The 18,359-nt window shown below is 73.1% G+C and carries 17 protein-coding genes and 1 pseudogene; 2 read left to right on the top strand and 16 right to left on the bottom strand.

Annotated features, from left to right (window positions below):
- Positions 1 to 46 precede the first annotated feature (46 nt).
- The 13 genes and pseudogenes from JJJ15_RS12460 to hisH all read right to left on the bottom strand — a co-directional run bounded on the left by JJJ15_RS12460 (position 47) and on the right by hisH (position 12,860).
- Entirely contained in the window at positions 47 to 922 is an 876-nt protein-coding gene (locus JJJ15_RS12460) for an amino acid ABC transporter permease (protein ID WP_200510960.1), read from the bottom strand.
- Positions 919 to 1,575 (bottom strand): amino acid ABC transporter permease, encoded by a 657-nt coding sequence (locus tag JJJ15_RS12455; RefSeq protein WP_200510959.1) that lies wholly within the window; start codon positions 1,573 to 1,575, stop codon positions 919 to 921. Before JJJ15_RS12455 ends, JJJ15_RS12460 begins: the two co-directional genes overlap by 4 nt.
- 110 nt (positions 1,576 to 1,685) lie before the next feature.
- Positions 1,686 to 2,708 (bottom strand): glutamate ABC transporter substrate-binding protein, encoded by a 1,023-nt coding sequence (locus JJJ15_RS12450; protein ID WP_200510958.1) that lies wholly within the window; start codon positions 2,706 to 2,708, stop codon positions 1,686 to 1,688.
- Between the two features lie 144 nt (positions 2,709 to 2,852).
- Positions 2,853 to 3,653 carry an amino acid ABC transporter ATP-binding protein gene (locus JJJ15_RS12445; RefSeq protein WP_200510957.1) on the bottom strand — a complete coding sequence of 267 codons (801 nt, stop codon included), beginning with the start codon at positions 3,651 to 3,653 and terminating at the stop codon, positions 2,853 to 2,855.
- 423 nt (positions 3,654 to 4,076) lie between these two features.
- Entirely contained in the window at positions 4,077 to 4,457 is a 381-nt protein-coding gene (gene rplT, locus JJJ15_RS12440) for a 50S ribosomal protein L20 (protein ID WP_200510956.1), read from the bottom strand.
- Positions 4,458 to 4,492: 35 nt separating this feature from the next.
- The gene (gene rpmI / locus JJJ15_RS12435; RefSeq protein ID WP_200510955.1) at positions 4,493 to 4,687 is read right to left on the bottom strand and encodes a 50S ribosomal protein L35; all 195 of its coding nucleotides are present in this window, start codon (positions 4,685 to 4,687) and stop codon (positions 4,493 to 4,495) included.
- 234 nt (positions 4,688 to 4,921) lie between these two features.
- Positions 4,922 to 5,431: pseudogene (gene infC / locus JJJ15_RS12430) on the bottom strand (translation initiation factor IF-3); the annotation flags it as partial.
- A gap of 310 nt (positions 5,432 to 5,741) precedes the next feature.
- Positions 5,742 to 7,313: a DUF6297 family protein gene (locus JJJ15_RS12425; RefSeq protein ID WP_200510954.1), complete on the bottom strand. Its 1,572-nt coding sequence runs from the start codon at positions 7,311 to 7,313 to the stop codon at positions 5,742 to 5,744.
- Positions 7,310 to 8,044 carry an ATP-binding cassette domain-containing protein gene (locus tag JJJ15_RS12420; RefSeq protein WP_200510953.1) on the bottom strand — a complete coding sequence of 245 codons (735 nt, stop codon included), beginning with the start codon at positions 8,042 to 8,044 and terminating at the stop codon, positions 7,310 to 7,312. Before JJJ15_RS12420 ends, JJJ15_RS12425 begins: the two co-directional genes overlap by 4 nt.
- Before the next feature lie 5 nt (positions 8,045 to 8,049).
- On the bottom strand, positions 8,050 to 9,807 hold the full coding sequence (locus tag JJJ15_RS12415; protein WP_200510952.1) for a hypothetical protein: 1,758 nt from the start codon (positions 9,805 to 9,807) through the stop codon (positions 8,050 to 8,052).
- 263 nt (positions 9,808 to 10,070) lie between these two features.
- Entirely contained in the window at positions 10,071 to 11,123 is a 1,053-nt protein-coding gene (locus JJJ15_RS12410) for an SseB family protein (RefSeq protein ID WP_348641477.1), read from the bottom strand.
- A 260-nt stretch (positions 11,124 to 11,383) separates the two neighbouring features.
- Positions 11,384 to 12,160: a bifunctional 1-(5-phosphoribosyl)-5-((5-phosphoribosylamino)methylideneamino)imidazole-4-carboxamide isomerase/phosphoribosylanthranilate isomerase PriA gene (gene priA / locus JJJ15_RS12405; protein ID WP_200510951.1), complete on the bottom strand. Its 777-nt coding sequence runs from the start codon at positions 12,158 to 12,160 to the stop codon at positions 11,384 to 11,386.
- Between the two features lie 61 nt (positions 12,161 to 12,221).
- Positions 12,222 to 12,860, bottom strand: coding sequence for an imidazole glycerol phosphate synthase subunit HisH (hisH, locus tag JJJ15_RS12400; RefSeq protein ID WP_106108910.1), 639 nt, complete (start codon positions 12,858 to 12,860; stop codon positions 12,222 to 12,224).
- A gap of 97 nt (positions 12,861 to 12,957) precedes the next feature.
- Here hisH and JJJ15_RS12395 point away from each other — a divergent pair, with 97 nt between their 5' ends.
- Positions 12,958 to 14,649: a serine/threonine-protein kinase gene (locus JJJ15_RS12395; RefSeq protein ID WP_246742077.1), complete on the top strand. Its 1,692-nt coding sequence runs from the start codon at positions 12,958 to 12,960 to the stop codon at positions 14,647 to 14,649.
- Positions 14,650 to 14,755: 106 nt separating this feature from the next.
- Here JJJ15_RS12395 and JJJ15_RS12390 read toward each other — a convergent pair whose 3' ends face one another.
- Genes JJJ15_RS12390 through JJJ15_RS12380 form a run of 3 tightly spaced genes read right to left on the bottom strand, consistent with a single transcriptional unit; the run spans position 14,756 to position 17,375 of the window.
- On the bottom strand, positions 14,756 to 15,580 hold the full coding sequence (locus JJJ15_RS12390; RefSeq protein WP_200510950.1) for a hypothetical protein: 825 nt from the start codon (positions 15,578 to 15,580) through the stop codon (positions 14,756 to 14,758).
- A complete protein-coding gene (hisB, locus tag JJJ15_RS12385) occupies positions 15,577 to 16,179 on the bottom strand; it encodes an imidazoleglycerol-phosphate dehydratase HisB (RefSeq protein ID WP_200510949.1) in 603 nt (200 codons plus the stop codon). The genes JJJ15_RS12390 and hisB overlap by 4 nt, the downstream gene beginning before the upstream one ends.
- Entirely contained in the window at positions 16,176 to 17,375 is a 1,200-nt protein-coding gene (locus JJJ15_RS12380) for a histidinol-phosphate transaminase (RefSeq protein WP_200510948.1), read from the bottom strand. The genes hisB and JJJ15_RS12380 overlap by 4 nt, the downstream gene beginning before the upstream one ends.
- A gap of 107 nt (positions 17,376 to 17,482) precedes the next feature.
- On the opposite strand from JJJ15_RS12380, the gene amrB reads away from it, so the two are divergent.
- Positions 17,483 to 18,358 (top strand): AmmeMemoRadiSam system protein B, encoded by an 876-nt coding sequence (gene amrB, locus JJJ15_RS12375; protein ID WP_200510947.1) that lies wholly within the window; start codon positions 17,483 to 17,485, stop codon positions 18,356 to 18,358.
- Position 18,359: the final 1 nt, after the last annotated feature.

Genomic DNA, 18,359 nt, shown 5'->3' with positions numbered 1-18,359 from the left:
ACCGCCCCGCAGGACCCGCGACGGCGGGGCCTGCGGGAGCCGCCCCTCAACGGGTCCGGACCTCCAGCCAGCGGGCCAGGGCCCCCAGGGCCCAGTTCACCAGCAGGTAGAGGAGCGCGATGACAATGTAGGTCTGGATGAAGACGTTCAGGTTGTACCTGGACTGCGCGAAGGTCTCGATCACCCTTCCGGCGTACGTCAGGTCATTGTAGGCCACCACGTAGCCCAGGGAGGTGTCCTTGAGGATCGTGACCAGCTGGGTAATGAGCGTGGGGAGCATGAGCCGCAGCGCCTGGGGGGCCAGGACCAGGCGCATGGTCTGCCCCGCAGACAGGCCCAGGGCCTGGGCGGCCTCCCTCTGCCCGGCGGGCAGGGAGAGCACCCCGGAGCGGAAGACCTCCGCCGTCGTGGCCGAGGAGCACATGACAATGGGAATGACCAGCATCCACAGCGCCGAGAGCGTCACCCCCGTCAGCGGCCGGAAGGCCAGCAGGAAGAAGTAGACCAGCAGGAGCATGGGCACGGCACGCATGGCGTCGATCCAGGTGCCCACCACCGCGCGCACCACCCGGCTGGCGGACAGGCGCGCCACCCCCAGCAGCACGCCCAGGGGGAAGGACAGCACCGCGGCGATGAGGGCCGCCAGGAGCGTGTCCCTCAGGGCCTTGCCCAGGACGGTGACCGTGGAGGCGCCCAGGAAGTAGCGCCACCGGGGGTAGTCCAGGACCCCGACCTGCCTGGCCTTGAGCAGCAGGAGGGCCACCAGGGCGGCAATGACGAGGATCGCGACCGTGGACAGCACGTCCAGACGCCGCCTGCCCACCGGGCCGGGGACGTCAAAGAGGAGGTCGGCGTCGGTGGCCTTACGCCCCCTGCGGGCGGGGCGGGGCACCGGGCGGGTGGTCAGCAGCTCGGTGCTCATCGGGCCGCCCCCTGCGAGCGGGTCAGGCGGCGCTCCAGGAGGCCGCCCGCGCGGGTGGCCAGGTAGGCGATAGCCAGGTAGACCAGTCCCGACAGGAGGAACATGAGGACGGCCTCACCGCTCTTGTTGTTCAGCGCCCGGGTGACGTTGGTCAGCTCCGGCACCCCTATGGCAGCGGCCAGGGAGGAGCCGATGAGGCAGGCGATGAGGATATTGACCAGCGGCTGGATCGCCTGCGCCAGGGCCTGGGGCAGCACCACGGCGCGGACAATGAGCCCGAACGGCATCCCCAGGGCCCGGGCCGCCTCGACCTGGCCCTTGGAGACGGTGTTGATACCGCTGCGCACCGCCTCGCACACGTAGCCCGAGCCGGAGAACACCACGGCCACCACCGCCGCCCAGAGCAGGGTGATGTGGACGCCCAGGCGGGGGATCCCCAGCCCCAGGAGGATCATGGAGCACAGGACCGGCACGTTGGTGGCCACGGTGACCCAGGTGGCGGCCAGGAGACGCAGGGGCGGCAGGGGGCCCACGCGGCACACCGCCAGCAGGGAGCCCAGGACGAGCGCGCCGGCGTAGGCGGTCACGGAGATGACGAGGGTGGTGAGCAGGCCCGATGCGATCATCGACCAGTTGTGCACAATGGTGGTCACTGCGCTCCTCCTGACGGTGGTGTTTGTGTGGTGGGGCTGGTGGCGTGGCCCGGTGGCGGGCTACCGCGACGCGGGCGCCCCCACCACGTCAGCGGGGGCGCCCGGTCCTCTCAGCTCGTGGCACTCGCGGTGGCCTCGGGGCTGTCGGTGGCCTGCGGCGTCGCGGCCTGCGAGCCCGGCACGGAGCCGATCTCGGGCGGGGTGGGGGCGGTGCCGCCGGTGATCTTGCCGATGGTCGCCTCCCAGATGCGCTTCCAGGTGCCGTCGTCCTCAATGGTCCTCAGGAAGGTGTTGACGAAGCTCTGGGCGTCGGAGTCCTTGGGCAGGCCGATGCCGTAGGGGTCGGTGGTGAAGGGCTCGCCCACGATCTTGAGGTCGCTGTTGGTGGCCACGTGGGACAGGAGCAGGGCCTGGTCCACCACGTAGGCGTCCACCTGGTTGGCCTGGAGGGCGGCCACGCACTTGGAGTCGTCCTCGAACTCAATGGGCTTGGTGGTCGACCCGGCCTTGGCCAGGGCCGGCCCGGAGGAGGAGCCGGACTGGACCGCGACCTTGACGTCGGCGGTCAGGGACTCCACGCCGGTGATGGTGGAGTTGTCCGACTTGACCAGGATGGCCTGGCCGGAGGCGTAGTAGGGGCCGGCGAAGGAGATCTTCTGGGCCCGCTCGGGGGTGATGGTGTAGGTGGCGAAGACCGCGTCCACGGTCCCGTTCTGGATGAGGGTCTCACGGGTGTCGGAGGTGGCCTGGGTGATCTCGACCAGGGCCTGGGGGTCGTCACCGCCCAGGACGTAGCGGGCCAGGGCCTGGGACAGGGCGGCGTCGAAGCCGGTGACCTTCTTGGTGGCGGGGTCCTCCTGGCTGAAGACCAGGGAGGTGCGGGTCCCGCCGATCCTGAGGGTGCCGGCCTGCTTGACCGCGGAGGCCCAGGTGGAGGCGGCCACGACGTCCGCGGTGGCCACGGGCCCGGAGGTCACGGCGGTAAGGTAGTCCGCTCCGGAGCCCGAGGCGGTGGACACGGCCTTGCCGTCCGCACCGGTGTCCGCACAGGCAGCCAGGAGGGCCATGAGCCCGGCAGCACCGGCAGCGCCCAGGGCACCACGACGGGTCAGGGTCAGGGGTGTGGTGGTCATGTGTTCCTCGTTTCGTACGGCCCCGGTACGGGACTCGGGTGGGGAGATCCGCCAGCCCCGGGCACCCCGGGCCGTGGTGACGGCCCGGTGGTGGCGCGCTGCCGGTCGATGGTGGAAGGTGGCCCCTGCTGGTCCCGGTGGGGCTCAGCGGGGCAGGACCTTGGACAGGAAGTCGCGGGCGCGCGCGGTGCGCGGGGAGGTGAAGAAGGCCTCGGGGGCGCCCTGCTCGATAATCTGGCCGCCGTCCATGAAGACGACCCTGTCGGCGACCTTGCGGGCGAACCCCATCTCGTGGGTGACAATGAGCATGGTCATGCCGGTGGTGGCCAGGTCCTGGATGACGTCGAGGACCTCCCCGACGAGCTCGGGGTCCAGGGCGGAGGTGGGCTCGTCGAAGAGCATGATCTTGGGATCCATGGCCAGGGCGCGGGCAATGGCCACGCGCTGTGCCTGGCCGCCGGAGAGCTGGGCGGGGCGCTTACCCGCCTGGTCGGCCAGGCCGACCCGCTCCAGGAGCTCGTGGGCGCGCGCCTCGGCAGCGGCCCTGGGCACCTTGCGCACACGGGTGGGGGCCAGGGTGATATTGTCCAGGACGCTCCGGTGGGGGAAGAGGTTGAAGGACTGGAAGACCATGCCGACCTCGGCGCGCAGGCGGGTCAGGTCCCTGCCCTCCTCGGGGAGACGCTCACCGTCGATGGTGATCGTCCCCTCCTGGATGGTCTCCAGGCGGTTAATGGTGCGACACAGGGTGGACTTGCCCGACCCGGAGGCACCGATAATGGCGACGGCCTCACCGCGGTGGACGTCCAGGGAGACGGCGTCGAGGGCCTTGAAGTCACCGTAGTACTTGGTGACGTCGACGAGGCTGACGAGGACGTCCGGGACGACCGGGACATCCGGGTCGGGGGTAGCGGACTGCTCGGAAGCTGGGGGCTGGGTGCTCATATTGTGGACTCTCTTACGGAGAAGGGGTTGCTTGGTAGGGCTGTCTCAGCGACAGCTACAGCAACACATCCACATGCGCACGCCAGACCTCCTTAGGCAGGGAACTGTGCCGCTAGGCGGCATCCTCGGGGCACCACCGGTAGGTGGTGACGGGTAAGACGCTAACGGATCGGTCGAGGGCACGCAACAGGAGACGGGTATGCGCCCGCACACACGCCACGCTCCCGGGGCGGGCAGGCACGTGCCTAGGGCGGGCGGCGCAAGACCGATGGGCAGGCGGGCCCGCGGTGGGTAGCCACGTGCCCGCGGCGGCCCTGGCGTGCGGCGGCACGGGGCGGTCCGGGGCGGGCAGGCGCGTAAGGACGACGGCGCCGCCCGGGGTGGGCGGCGCCGTCGTGCACCAGGAACTGGCGTGCGGGCGGATCAGGCCCGGGGGGCGTTGACGTCCCGCGGCAGGGCCCTGCGCGCGGTGTCCACCAGGGCGGAGAAGGCGGCGGGCTCGTTGACGGCCAGCTCGGCCAGCATGCGGCGGTCCACCTCCACCCCGGCCAGGCCCAGGCCCTGGATGAAACGGTTGTAGGTCAGGCCCTCGGCCCGGGCGGCGGCGTTAATGCGCTGGATCCACAGGCGGCGGAAGTCGCCCTTGCGGGCGCGGCGGTCACGGAAGGCGTAGACGCCGGAGTGGGTGACCTGCTCCTTGGCCTTGCGGTAGAGACGCGAACGCTGCCCGCGGTAGCCCGAGGCCTGCTCCAGGACGGAACGGCGCTTCTTGCGGGCGTTGACAGACCGCTTGACACGTGCCATGACGAGAACTCCTTAGGACTGGGTTAGGGGCCGGCTCAGCGGCCGAGCAGCTTCTTGACCTGGCGGACGTCAGCGGGGGCGACCGGCTGGTCCCGGGAGAGCCTGCGCTTACGCCGCGAGGACTTGACCTCCAGCAGGTGGCGCTTATTGGCCTGCTCACGCATGAGCCTGCCGCTACCGGTGACGCGGAAGCGCTTCTTGGCACCGGAGTGCGTCTTCATCTTCGGCATGTGTTTTTCCTCTTCTCGGCCACCGGGTGGCCCCGGGGCTGCGGACCCCGCTGACTTTGGCCAGGGGGTGGGTGTGGTGGTCCCGTGGTGCGGGACGGCGCCTCAGCGCTGCCGGGAGGCGGCCTGGGCGCCCGCCTGCTCGGCGGCACGGGAGGCCTTGGCGGCGTGCTTCTCGGCCCGGCGGCTGGCCCGCGCCTCCTCACGGCGACGCCGCTGGTCGGACTTGACCTCGGCCTTCTTGCGCGTGGGGGCCAGGACCATGACCATATTGCGGCCGTCCTGCCGAGGGTGGGACTCGATCGTGGCCAGCTCGGCGACCTCCGAGGCGACCCGCTGAAGCAGGCGGATACCCAGCTCGGGGCGGGACTGCTCCCGGCCGCGGAAGCGCACGATGCACTTGACCTTGTCCCCGCCGGTCAGGAAACGCCTGACGTGGCCGATCTTGGTGCCGTAGTCGTGCTCGTCGATCTTGGGCCGGAACTGGATCTCCTTGAGCTGGGTGTTGGCCTGGTTGCGCCGGGCGTCACGTGCCTTCATGGCCGACTCGTACTTGAACTTGCCGTAGTCCATGAGACGCGCCACGGGGGGGCGGGCGTCAGGGGCGACCTCAACCAGGTCGAGGTCAGCCTCCTCCGCCAGACGCAGGGCATCCTCCACGCGGACGATGCCGACCTGCTCGCCGCCGGGGCCGACAAGACGCACCTCGGGGACGCGGATCCGTTCATTGATACGGGGCTCGCTGATGGCTGTTCCTCACTACTAAGTGGCTCATGACCGCTGGGACGGAGAAGGCCCCCGCTCCATGACATGCAGCGGAGGCCTCTGACGAGCACGGCAGTCGGCACGGAGCCGACGGACCACGGAGGGCCTTAAAGCCCTCGCACGAACCCGGCTCCCGTCTACAGGGAACCCAGGTGGGATCTCTCCGCTTGCGTGCCGGGACGGATCCCGGTCGATCAGGGGACAGGGTACCAGAAGGTCACGCTCCTACCTCAATCCGACGCCGACACACTTTTTCGTGACCCTCACCACTACGGCGTCTTCTGCCGGGAGGCTACTCGCCCCCGTCACGAGGCACCCACAGGCTCCACAGGACGACGGCGCCGCTGAGCACCGCCTGGATCCCCAGCAGCCCGGGGGTCACCGTCCCGCCCAGGACCAGGAGCACCACCGGCAGGCTGACCACCACGCAGGTCGCCAGGGCCCCCAGGAGCATCTGCCCCACCGCCGGCGGCAGGGAGCCGACCGGGGAGGCGACCAGCCCGACGGAGAAGTCGGGAACGGGCCGTAGCCCGCAGGCCACCGCGGCCCCGCCCCAGCCCACCCCGGCCAGGAGGGCCAAGGCCGGGCCACTCCCCCACCCGGCCAGGTCCCGGCCGGCGGTCAGGGGCAGGACGCAGGCGCCGGCCCACAGCGTCATGACGCCCGCGGGGACGAGCAGGTGCCCCGCCCGCAGCGCCCAAGGCGAGGCGGGCAGGCCGGCCTGGGCCCCGACGTCGAACCAGGCCTGCCGGGCCGGCTCGGCCACCGCCAGGACGGCGGTCAGGGCCCCCAGCAGGACCACGGCCGCCGGGAGGAGGCGGCCGACCTGGACCACCCCGGCCAGGAGGACCAGGAGGAGGCCCACGAGCAGCTGGAGGGCGCGGCGCGGCTGGCGCCAGAGCACGAGGGCGTCCACCTGGGCCACGACCGCCAGGGGGCGCAGGCGCAACGGCAGGCGACGTCCCCGGCGCAGCAGGGGCGGGCCGCCGCGGCGTCCCGGCGCCGGGAGCCTCGGCGGGGGGCTCAGGAGGCGTCCCAGGGCCCGGGTGTCCAGGGCCAGGAGGGAGACGTGCGCACCGAAGGAACGCGCCACGACCTCCAGCAGGTCACGGTCGCGCAGCACGTCCAGGCCGGCACGTGCCCTCCTCCACGCGCCCAGGACCAGGACCGCCCCCACCGTCCCGGCCACGGCCAGGCCTGAGCCGGCCGACCCGCTGCGGGGGAAGGGCGTCAGGAAGGCGGCCGCCAGGGCGGCCGTACCGGCCAGGACCAGGACCGCCGTGAGGACCACTGGCTCCCGCCTGGAGAGCTGGTCGCAGACCAGGAGCAGCACGACGCCCGCGGTCCCGACCCCCACCAGGAGCGACCACGCCGTCGCCCCCCAGGCCCCTGCCCCGGCCAGCACCCCCAGCAGCGCCCCGCAGGCGGCCCCCGACGCGAGCGCCACGGCCACCTCGGCCCGCAGCACCGGGGCCAGCAGCCCGCTGCGGTCCGCCGGCAGAGGCAGCCACCAGGCGGCCTGGTCCGGCCTCAGGAAGAGAGGGCCCAGACGCCGCAGGGGCCAGAGCGCCGGGGCCAGGGCGGCCAGGAGGACCGCCAGCACGACCCAGGCCGGGTCGGCGCCCGCCCCCGTGAGCGTGCCGTCAGCCAGGCGCACCTGCTGGCCGGGTACGAGGCGCCCCAGGTGGGGTGCCGTCAGGGCCCCACTCATGGCCACGGCGAACAAGGCGGTGTAGACGTCACCGACCAGGGCCCACAGCCCCCTGCGGTGGCGCCGGGTACGCCGGCGTGTCCAGGCGCGCACGGCCGCGCCGTCGGGCACCCGGGACCACGTACGCCTGCTGCCGGGCTCCGGGACGCTCACCGGGCGCCCTCCTCCATGGCGCGCACGCCCTCGGCCACGTCCACCTCACGGGTGTCCTGGCCCACCAGGACCGTCCGGGTGGCGGCACCACGCACCACCTCGGGGTCGTGGGAGACCATGAGCACCGCCCCGCCGCAGTCGCGCTCCTCCACCAGGTAGTCCACGAGGGTCTGGCGCGTGGGACGGTCCAGGCGATGCTCGGGCTCGTCCAGCACCAGCAGGGTGCGGGGCCGGGCCAGGACCGAGGCCAGGGCCAGGCGCCGCCTCTGCCCGCTGGAGAGCTCCTCGGGCAGGGCCCCGGCCAGGGCGCCGAGCTCCAGGTCCTCCAGCAGGTCGGCGACCGTCCCGGCGGGGTCGGGCACGCCGTGCCCGTAGCACACCAGTCCCAGGTGCTCGGCCACGGTCAGGGCCAGGAAGAAGGACTCCTGGCCCAGGTCGGCGGCCACGGCGGCACGCTGGCTGGCCCGGCGCGGGTCGGGGACGCGCCCCATGAGGCGTACCTGCCCCGACAGGGGCGGCAGCAGCCCCAGCACGGTACGCAGGAGGGTCGACTTGCCCGCCCCGTTGACCCCGACCAGGGCCAGGACCTCCCCCTCGGTGAGGCTGAAGGTGGCCGGACCGCACACCGCCACCTGCCCGTAGCCCACGCTCAGGTCCTGGACGCTGACCAGGGGACGGGACGCTTCCCGCACCCCGGCAGGGAGGTGCGGTGGGTGGGTGCTGGGGGTCATGCCGGTTATTCCAGCACAACCGGAGGAGTGATGAGAAGCAGCCGGGTGGCTGGTGCCCAAGGCGCCCGACGCCCGCCAAGGGGCACGAGGGAGGCCGTCGTGACCCGCTCCGGGGTCGGCCAGGGCCGGTCCGGCGGGGTCGACGGCGGGGCGGAGGGCGGTGTCGACGGCCGGTCCGGCGGGGCGGAGCTGGCGGGACCGGAGGGGACGGCGCTCGCGGCCGCGCTCGTAGGCGCGGCGCCGGGGACGGAGACCAGGGTGGAGGCGGGTCCGCTGGTCGCCGGCTGCCAGGTGTAGCGGCCACCAGCGCCGTCAGCACCCGCGGTGGTGCCCGGGCCCGTGGGCAGACCGGGAGCCAGGAGGGTCACGGTGACCGGGCTGCCAGCCCCGGACTTGTCCACGTAGAAGAGGAAGGAGCCGCCCCTGGTGGTCGTGGGCGAGTAGTGGCTGGTCCTGGGCGTGCCCAGGGTCCACACGGGCTCGGCGGTGGAGACGTCATAGGCGCCGAGGCCGCCCTCCCCCTGGCCGACCACCGTGCTCCCGGCCGCCCCGTGGAGGCTCTGGACGGGGAAGACGGTGTCGGGGGCCTGGGCCCGGACAGCCCCTGTGACGTAGTCGCCGTGCCGGTCCTGCCGTGTCCGCTCCCGCCACCACCACTGGGTGTCGGCGTGGCTGAGCCACGACGCCTCCTTCTGGGAGCCCAGCATGGCGGTCAAGGCGTCGTAGGAGAGGGGACGCGCAGGCGCCTCCTCCAGCATGTAGTCCACGAACGACGCCTGGACACCCAGGGCGACGGCCGTGGTGCCGCTGTAGGAGGAGACCTCGTGCCCCGCCTGGTCGTACAGGGTCACGCTGACGTCACTAAGGGACTGCCCGGCAGTCAGACTGAGCGGTCCGCGGTCTGAGGCGCCTACGTAGGCGGTGCCCTTCACGGTTATCTCACCTGACTGCGAGCCGTCGGCGATCCTGAGGACGGACCACTTACCGCCCTGGCCGCCCAGGACCTCGGCGACCAGCCAGCCCTCCCCGACCCCGCTGCGGCCGATCCCCAGGCCGTTGACCCGCCAGATCTCCCTGCCCGAGACGTCCCAGGCAGCGACACCCACCGGGGCGTAGCCGGAGCCGTCAAAGACGTTGCCGACCACCGTCCCCTGGTAGACGCCCTTGAAGTCCGCCCCGGCGGCAATGGGGGTCACGCTGCCGTCGGTCATGTCAATGAGGCCGACCCGGTCGCAGACCACGTGGTCAGCCACCGTCTGGGGCAGGCAGTGGACCTCGGGGGATCTGGGAGCCTCCAGCTCGTGGTCCTGCAGCTCCTTGCCGTGGACCCCGTCGTCGGCCGTACGGAAGCGGTGGTCCCTGAGGCTGAGGCTCCAGGCGACCGACCCGTCCGCCAGGTTCACACCGGTCAGGGTCGTGGCGTAGTAGTAGGGCTCGACGCTCATGACGGCCACGTCCCCGGCGTCACTGACCCAGATCTGGGTGCTCTGGTGCCGGTTGGTGTCAGGACTCCCCGGCATCCTGCTCTCACGCATACCGTAGGCCTCTGTGTCGTGCGGGTCCCCCGGGAGCTCCACGCTCCAGGCCCCGTAGGCACCCTGGCTGTAGCGAGGATCCAGGGAGGAGCCGCTACTGACCGTGTCCGCTCCGGTGCCAGACGACGCCGACGCCCCCTGATCGCCGTCACCGGGCGAGGAGCAGGCGGACAGGGGCATGACGGCAGCGAGCACAGCGGCCAGCAGGCCGGGGAGACGGGAACGCATCTGGGCTCCTGGGGCGGGGTAACGAAGAACCTGTGTCAGGTTAGCGCAGGGCGCCGCCCCGCCGTCTCCCGGGGACGTACTTAAGCGCCTTAGTCATCGGGGACGTACCTTAGCCATCGAGGACGTACCCTAGTCATTGGCAACGTACCTTTAGGGTACGTCGCCGCCAGCTAAGGTACGTCCCCGGTGACATGGGGGTAGGACGGGGCAGGGCATGACGGGCAGGGGCGGGGCAGGGCATGACGGGCAGGAGCCCGCACGCCTCAGGCCGGCAGGGGGACGAGCTCGACGGTGTCAATGAGCTCACCCCAGGCGGGGTTGACCAGGACCTCCTGGCAGGCCGCCAGCGTGTCAGCCACCGCGCCGCGCCCGGCGGAGGCGTCCACGCGCAGGAGGATCCGCAGCTCGGACGCCTGCCCGGGGGCGAAGGCCACCGCCGTGACCCCCTCCAGGCCGCTGAGCTGGGCGGTGAGCTCGTCCTGGATGAGGGTGCTGCGCCAGGAGGGGACCCAGTCCTCCCCGCCTGCCAGGGCCACCACCGCGGGCCGGGGAAGGCGCAGGTCCCGGGTACCGGGGTCCAGGACCCACAGCTGGTCGGTGTGCTCGTAGGCCACCACCGCGGCGCGGCGCGGCTCCACCGGCACGGGGCGCACGTCGGCGCGCCAGGCGAGCATGGCGCCCACGCTGGTGAAGACCGGCAGGGCAATGTGCCCGTCGGGCAGCTCGACGGCCAGGGTGGCGGCGTCGCGGGAGGCGTCGGCGGTGTGCACCGGGTGCGTGGGCGCCTTCCCGCCGGGCGTCGGTCCTGCCGGTCGTGTCCGGGCGGGCAGGGCGTGGGTCTCCACGGGCACGATGACCCGGCTGGCGGCCAGGGCCGACCACAGGCGCTCCAGGAGCAGGTGGCGGGGCTGGTTCCCGGCGTCCAGCGCGTCCAGGGCCCGTGCCACGGCCGGGTCGGCGGCGCCGTCGTCCCCGGAGAAGGGCGTGGGGGACGACAGCAGCCGCTGCATCTTGGCCCGGGCCGCCTGGGCGCGGGCCAGGACGTCGGCCTCGGCCAGGGGCACCTCCAGGCGCCCGCCGGCCTGACGGGCGGCCCGGGCGCCCGTGCTCCAGGCACGGGCCATGGCCGCGTCCCCCGGGGTGGGCGGGGACGCGGGTCGCGGCCCGGGCAGTGCCCGGGGCACGTCCCCGGGGGTGGGCGGGGACGCGGCAGGCTGTGGTGCCTGCGGGTCCGCGCCCTGGAGGCCGTGCCCGACGCCAGCAGGCTCCTGCCCCGGGGTGCTGGGGGCGTCCGGGGGTGGTACTGACTCGCTCACGGCGCCACGCTACCGCCTGCCACACGTCCCCTGCCGAGCAGGGCCCCGCCTCGCGCTCAATGAGGTCCCGGACGGTGGGCGCCCCACCCTCTGCCGAGCACGCACCCCGCCCGCGACCAGTCGGGGCTGACAGGACACGCGCCACGCCCCTGGCGCCGAGCCCGCGGGAACCCAGGCCGCCCGCCCGTAGACGACTACATCCCTGATGCCGAGCCCGCGGGCGGTCGTCGGCCCCTGCGACGTCGTCCGCCGCCAGGCCCCTAGACGACCCGCTCCCTGCGGGCCACGGCCAGGGCGTCGGGCAGGGTGAAGTTGCCGTTGTAGAGGGCCTTGCCCACGATGGCGCCCTCAATGCCCTGGGGGACCAGGCCCGCCAGGGCCGCGATGTCGGACAGGTGGGCGATACCGCCGGAGGCCACCACGGCGGCGTCGGTCCGGGCGGCGACCTGCTGCAGGAGCTCGGTATTGGGTCCGCTCAGGGTGCCGTCCTTGGTGACGTCGGTGACCACGTACCGGACGCAGCCGGCGGAGTTGAGCCGGTCCAGGACGTCCCACAGCTCACCACCCTGCCTGGTCCAGCCCCGGGCCGCCAGGGTGGTGCCGCGCACGTCCAGGCCCACGGCGATCCTCTCCCCGTGCTCGGCGATGACGCGCCCGGTCCACACCGGGTCCTCCAGGGCGGCGGTGCCCAGGTTGACCCGGGCCGCCCCGGCGGCCAGGGCCCGGGACAGGGAGGCGTCGTCACGAATACCCCCGGAGAGCTCGACCTTGATCCCGACCTCCCCGACGATGCGGGCCAGGAGGGCGGCGTTGGAGCCGCGCCCGAAGGCAGCGTCGAGGTCCACCAGGTGGATCCACTCCGCCCCGGCCTTTACCCAGTCTCGGGCCGCCTCCACGGGGCTGCCGTAGTCGGTCTCCGAACCGGCCTCGCCCTGGAGCAGGCGGACGGCCTTGCCGCCGGCGACGTCCACGGCGGGTAGCAGGACGAGAGGAGGGATGTGTCGTGGAACAGGGGGCTGGACGATCCAGGTGGTCATGAGGCCTCTCTCACGGTTTGTCAGGGGACGCCGTCGGCTGCTCCGAGGGCGGTGGGCAGGATCACAGGGTAGTCAGCCAGTTGCGCAGGAGCTGCGCCCCCGCGTCCCCGGACTTCTCCGGGTGGAACTGGGTGGCGCACAGGGCCCCGTTCTCGACGGCGGCGACGAAGTCCTCCCCGTGCGTGGCCCAGGTGGCCAGGGGCAGGCGCATGGGGCCAGCGTCCATGAGCCCGGCGGGGTCGGTGGTGGCGGCGTAGGAGTGGACGAAGTAGAAGCGCTCCCCCTCCACGCCCTGGAACAGGACGGTTCCCCGCGCCGGGCGCACCGGCGACCAGCCCATGTGGGGCACCACCGGGGCGTTGAGGCGACGCACGGTCCCGGGCCACTGCGCCAGGCCCCGGCGTGCGGTGCCGTGCTCCTGGCTGGACTCGAACATGACCTGCATGCCTACGCAGATGCCCAGGACCGGCCGTCCGCCGGCCAGGCGCCGCTCAATGAGACGGGGGGCGTGGACGGCGGCGAGCTGGTCCATGACCGCCCCGAAGGCGCCGACTCCCGGCACGAGGAGGCCGTCGGCGCCCTCCACGGCGGCGGGCTCAGCCGTGAGCTCCACGCTGGCACCCACCCGTTCCAGGGCGCGTACGGCCGAGCGTACGTTGCCGCTGCCATAGCTCAGGACGACGACTCTGGGCTGCCTCATAACCGTAGGGTACCGACGACGGCGGGCCGCGTCAGCCCCCGACGGGGTCACGGCGAGGCGCCGCGACCAGGAGCTGGGGGTAGGCGAGGATAATCCTGTGAGACCCCTGGTACCCGCTGCCGCACTGCCCCCGATCCCCGGTGTCCGCCTCGACGGCGTCCTGGGGCGGGGCGGCTTCGCCACCGTCTACTCGGGCACGCAGGTCTCCCTGGAGCGGCCCGTCGCCGTCAAGGTCGACTCCCGCGCCCTGGACGACCCGCGCAACCGCCGCCGGTTCCTGCGCGAGGTGCAGGCGTCCAGCCGGATCTCCGGCCACCCCCACGTGGTCTCCCTCATTGACACCGGGGTCCTGGAGGACGGACGCCCCTACCTGGTCATGGAGCGCTGTGACGGAGGCAACCTGGCCGACATGATCGACCAGGGTCCGATACCCGCCTCCGACGCCGTGGCCCTCATTGAGGCGGCGGCCTCCGCCCTGGGCGCCGCCCACGGCGCCGGGGTACTCCACCGCGACGTCAAGCCGGGCAATATCCTGCTGGACTCCTACGGCTCACCCCGGCTGTCGGACTTCGGCATCGCCGCCATCCAGCGCGAGGGCCAGGAGCCCACCGTCACCCTGGAGTGCCTCACCCCCGACTACGCGCCCCCTGAGGCCTTCGCCCTGGCCGCCCCCACCCCCGCCGGGGACGTGTGGTCCATGGGGGCGGTCCTCATGGCCCTGGTCACCGGGCACGGGCCCCGGCGGGGAGAGGGCGGCCAGATCCAGAGCCTGACCCAGATCGTCGGGCGCATTAACGAGCCCGTGGTCCTGGACAGCCCCTTCCTGCCCGCCGCCATGGTCCCCGTCCTGGCCCGGGCCATGGCCCCCGACCCGTCCGACCGCTTCGCCGACGGCCAGGAGCTGACGGCGGTGCTGACGACCCTGCGCGAGGCCCTGGGCGAGGGCCGTATGACCGTGACCGGGCCGATCACGACCCTGCGCCTGAGCCGGTCCCCTGAGGGGGCGCCCACCCCGGGGTCACCGACGTCCACACGGGCCATGGGCCCCACGCCCCCGGGTACGCCGGACGACGGGGACCGGGGGCGTGGGGCCCCGGACGGGTCCGCCTACGCCGCCTCCGAGCGGGAGGTCTCCCTGCGGCGTCGGGCGCTGGCGCTGGGCACGGTGACGGGGCTGGTCGCGGGCGCGTGCCTGGGTGTGGCGGGAGGCTGGTGGGCGTGGGGGGCGCAGACCGCGCAGGTGGCCTCCGGCACACCCTCTGTCACCGAGACGGTACCGGGCACGGCAGAGAGCCTCCCGAGCCCCTCGGAGCCTGCCGAGACCACCCCGCCCGGTGACGAGGCCACCGAGGACGTCCAGGACACCGCCAGTCCTGCTGAGGCCGACAGCACCCTGCCACCCAGCGTGAGCACGACCGGCCCCGCCGAGCCCGTACCCTCGCCCACGCCCCAGCCGCAGATCAACCCGGAGCCGCCCTACGCGGTAGGCACCTGCCTGAAGAAGCTCAGCTCGAGCTCTGACCGCTCCACCGCCAAGGCCGTCAGCTGCTCTAAGAACCACTCCTGGACCGTCTTCGCCGTCGGGACCCTGGACCCCTCCACACCCAGCTCCCTGGATGACGACATGGCCCAGGATCCCCAGGTCGCACGGATGTGCAGGATCGACTTCGCCCGTGCCCTCATCCCCGACATCAACGAGGACGCCCAGACCTACGTGCTGGGCCCCAGCGAGGCCCAGTGGGCGGCCGGCCAGCGCGGCTTCTCCTGCCTGGTGGAGGCGGGCGACTAGGGCGCAGCCCAGACCGGACGCCTCGTGGGGGCGGGCGGGCCGGGTCCCGGCACGCGCCGCCGGGCCCGGGCGTCAGCCCGGGACAGCGCCCTCAGTCCTGGGGCCCTCAGTCCTGGGACGGGCGGCGCAGGCCCCGGCTGAGCCAGCGCATGGTCCGGGGGACCCTGACCTCGGAGGACCTCATAGCGCCGGGGACGTCCTCGGCCCTGGTCACGCCCAGCAGGACGTCCTCGACCACCTGGTCCACCCCGGAGAGGATGAGCCCGGCGCTGGCCTCCTGGCCCGCCTGGCCGCCCACGTAGCCGCGCGCGGTGATGGTGCCCGACAGGCCGGACTCGACGCCCACGTCAGAGGCCAGGTCGGCGGTCAGGAGCACCGCCCCGGCCCGGGACAGGCGGGAGAGGGTCGCAGCCAGCTCCGCGGCCTCGGCGGGCTCGGTGTCCGTGCCCCCCAGGAGCTCCTCAATGTCCCACTCGGCGTGGGCGGAGACGAACTCCTTGACCGCGAACGCCCCCGAGCGGGCCGGGACCACCACGCAGTCCAGGTCGCTCATGGACACCAGGGCGGCCAGCGCCTCCGCGTTGGTCAGCGGGGTCAGGACCACGGCCACCTTGACGGCCTTGGCCTCGGGGACGCCGGCGTCCAGGGCGGCTGACAGGGCCGCCACCTGGGCGCGCTGCTCCTCGGTGAGCTCGTCCTCCTGGGGGGGCTTGTAGGTGTTGTGGGGCACGCTGTCGGGGTCCACCCGGCCGGTCAGCGGCGTCTCCCGAGGCTGCGGCCCCTCTGCGGCCAGCTCGAGCCGGTTGCCCGGGGCCGACGTCCCGGCCAGGTCCTGGCGCAGATCCGCCGGGAGGTCAAGGTCTCCCATGAGGGCGGCGAACTCGGCGTCAAGATCGCGTTCCTCTCCGGAGGGACTGGTGGGCTGGCTCATGACAGGGCTCCCTTGGTTGAGGGGATGGTGTCCACGCGGGGGTCGTCCTCCACGGCGGCCCGCAGGGCGCGGGCCAGGGACTTGAACTCGGCTTCAGCAATATGATGGGGGTCACGTCCGGAGATGACGCGCACGTGCAGGCAGATCCCGGCGTGGTAGGCGATGGCCTCCAGGACGTGGCGGACCATGGACCCGGTGAAGTGCCCGCCGATGAGGTGGTGGATAAAGGCCTCGGACTCCCCGGTGTGGACCAGGTAGGGTCGTCCCGAGATGTCCACCACGGCCTCGGCCAGGGCCTCGTCCAGGGGCACGCACGCCTGCCCGAACCGCCGGATGCCGCGCTTGTCACCCAGGGCGACGCGCAGGGCCTCGCCGATGCAGATGGCCGTGTCCTCCACGGTGTGGTGGACGTCGATGTGGGTGTCCCCGCTGGCCCGCACCCTCAGGTCGATCAGGGAGTGGCGGCCCAGGGCGGTGAGCATGTGGTCGTAGAAGGGCACCGTGGTGTCCACGTCCGTGGCGCCGGTGCCGTCCAGGTCGAGCTCGACGACGACGCTGGACTCGCTGGTGACCCGCTCAATACGGGCGGTACGGCTCATAGCTGCTCCTGGGTGGTTGCGGTGGCGTCCCGGCCGGCTCCCCGGGGCGCGCCGTCGTGGGACAGGTCGACGTCGCCGAGCACGCCGACCAGGGCGTCACGGAACAGGGCCATCTCCTCCGGGGTCCCCACGGACACCCGCAGGCAGCCCTCGGGACCGACCTCGCGCACCAGGACGCCGCGGCCCAGGAGGGCCCGGAAGACGGCGTGGCGGTCGGGCAGGTGGCCGAACAGGACGAAGTTCGCGTCGGAGTCGTAGGCGGTCAGGCCCTGGGAGCGCAGCCAGGTCACGGTGGCGTCACGCTCGTCCCGCAGGGAGGCGACCTGGGCCATGAGCTCCTCACGGTGCCCCAGGGCGGCGCACGCCGCCGCCTGGGTGAGCGCGGAGAGGTGGTAGGGCAGGCGGACCACGCGCAGGACGTCCACCACCGCCCGGCAGGCCGCCAGGTAGCCCAGGCGCAGCCCGGCCATGCCAAAGGCCTTGCTCATGGTGCGCGCCACCGCCAGGTGCGGGTAGGCGTCATCGCGCAGCAGCTCCAGGGCGCTGGGCGTACCGGGACGGCGGAACTCGGCGTAGGCCTCGTCCACCACGACCAGGGCGTCGGTCGGGCCGTCAGCGCCCACCGGGCCGCTGCCACGGGCGGCGTCCAGCACGGTGGTAAGGTCCTCCAGCCCCAGGGCGGTGCCGGTGGGGTTGTTGGGGCTGGCCAGGAGGACCACGGCCGGGCGATGGCGGGCGATGGCGGCGGTGACGACGCCCGTGTCCAGGGTGAGGTCCTCCCGGCGCGGCCCGGTGACGTAGGTGGTCAGGGCATCCCGGGCGTACTCGGGGTACATGGAGTAGGTGGGGGTGAAGGACAGGCAGGTGCGGCCCGGCCCGCCGAAGGCCTGGAGGACGTGGAGCATGACCTCGTTGGAGCCGTTGGCGGCCCAGATGCTCTCCCAGGGCAGGCGCACCGCGGACTCGGCGGCCAGGTAGTCGGCCAGGGCCGCGCGCAGGACCGGGAAGTCACGGTCCGGGTAGCGGTTGAGCCCCGTGGCGGCCTGGGCCACGGCGTCGGTGACGGACCTGACGACCGCGTCCGAGGGCGGGTAGGGGTTCTCGTTGACGTTGAGGCGTGCGGGTACGTCCAGCTCAGGGGCACCGTAGGGACTCTGCCCCACCAGGTCCGGACGTACAGGAAGACTCGCGCTCACGTACCCGAGTGTACGGGTGTATCCCGTCAACGCCCACCGCTGGGGCCAACGACCCGTTATCCTGGGAAGACCGCCACAGTCCAGGCGCACGAGCAAGGAGCGTTCCCGTGAGCCAGACAGCACTGCCAGTGCGCCCGCCCGCGGTGGCGGGCTACTTCTACCCGGCCGAGCCCGCCCGGCTGCGCGGGCAGGTGGAGGCCATGCTGGAGCAGGCACGCGCCGACCTCGCCGGCGCTGGGGACGGGCGCGGCGCTGGGGACGGGCGCGGCGGTACCGGCCCGTCCGGCCTGGCGGCCCTGATCGTGCCCCACGCCGGGTACGTCTACTCCGGGCCGACGGCGGCCCGGGCCTGGGTACTGGCCGGGTCCCTGCGCGGACGCCTTGAGCGGGTGGTCATGCTGGGCCCCACCCACCGGGTGGGCGTGCGCGCCATGGCCCTGCCCGGGTGCCGGGCCATGGACACCCCGCTGGGCGCGGTGGAGGTGGAGGTGCCCCCGCAGCTGGCGGCCCTGGAGGAGGAGGGCCTGGTGGTGACCCGTCCTGACGTCCACGCCGAGGAGCACTGCCTGGAGGTGCAGCTGCCCTTCCTGTCCACGGTCCTGCCGGGCGTCCCCGTGGTACCCCTGGCGGTGGGGCGGGTCTCCCCCGCCCAGGCGGCGCAGGCGGTCCGCCCCTTCCTGGGCGACCCGGGCAGCCTCGTGGTGGTCAGCTCCGACCTGTCCCACTACCTGCCCCTGGCCAGGGCACGCCAGGTGGACGCGGGCACGGTCGCCCAGATCCTGGCACTGGACCCCGACGTCACCCACGCGCAGGCGTGCGGGGCCACCAGCGTCAACGCCCTGCTCCTGGCCGCCCGTGAGCGCCACCTGGAGGCCGAGCTCCTGGGCACGGCGACCTCCGCGGACACCATTGGAAGCCCTGAGAGGGTGGTGGGCTACTGCGCCGTCGCCCTGCACCCCCGGGACGCCGACGCTGGTAGGTAGG

The organism is Actinomyces sp. HMT897 (assembly GCF_016626125.1).
Lineage (GTDB): Bacteria > Actinomycetota > Actinomycetes > Actinomycetales > Actinomycetaceae > Actinomyces.
This window is presented reverse-complemented; position numbering and strand designations above follow the sequence as displayed.

What these genes read in the sequence shown, in the direction of transcription:
- JJJ15_RS12420 (WP_200510953.1), bottom strand. Translation starts at nt 8,044, where the DNA reads ATGACCCCCAGCACCCACCCACCGCACCTCCCTGCCGGGGTGCGGGAA.
- JJJ15_RS12450 (WP_200510958.1), bottom strand. Translation starts at nt 2,708, where the DNA reads ATGACCACCACACCCCTGACCCTGACCCGTCGTGGTGCCCTGGGCGCT.
- JJJ15_RS12460 (WP_200510960.1), bottom strand. Translation starts at nt 922, where the DNA reads ATGAGCACCGAGCTGCTGACCACCCGCCCGGTGCCCCGCCCCGCCCGC.
- hisH (WP_106108910.1), bottom strand. Translation starts at nt 12,860, where the DNA reads ATGAGGCAGCCCAGAGTCGTCGTCCTGAGCTATGGCAGCGGCAACGTA.
- rpmI (WP_200510955.1), bottom strand. Translation starts at nt 4,687, where the DNA reads ATGCCGAAGATGAAGACGCACTCCGGTGCCAAGAAGCGCTTCCGCGTC.
- rplT (WP_200510956.1), bottom strand. Translation starts at nt 4,457, where the DNA reads ATGGCACGTGTCAAGCGGTCTGTCAACGCCCGCAAGAAGCGCCGTTCC.
- JJJ15_RS12415 (WP_200510952.1), bottom strand. Translation starts at nt 9,807, where the DNA reads ATGCGTTCCCGTCTCCCCGGCCTGCTGGCCGCTGTGCTCGCTGCCGTC.
- hisB (WP_200510949.1), bottom strand. Translation starts at nt 16,179, where the DNA reads ATGAGCCGTACCGCCCGTATTGAGCGGGTCACCAGCGAGTCCAGCGTC.
- JJJ15_RS12390 (WP_200510950.1), bottom strand. Translation starts at nt 15,580, where the DNA reads ATGAGCCAGCCCACCAGTCCCTCCGGAGAGGAACGCGATCTTGACGCC.
- JJJ15_RS12445 (WP_200510957.1), bottom strand. Translation starts at nt 3,653, where the DNA reads ATGAGCACCCAGCCCCCAGCTTCCGAGCAGTCCGCTACCCCCGACCCG.
- priA (WP_200510951.1), bottom strand. Translation starts at nt 12,160, where the DNA reads ATGACCACCTGGATCGTCCAGCCCCCTGTTCCACGACACATCCCTCCT.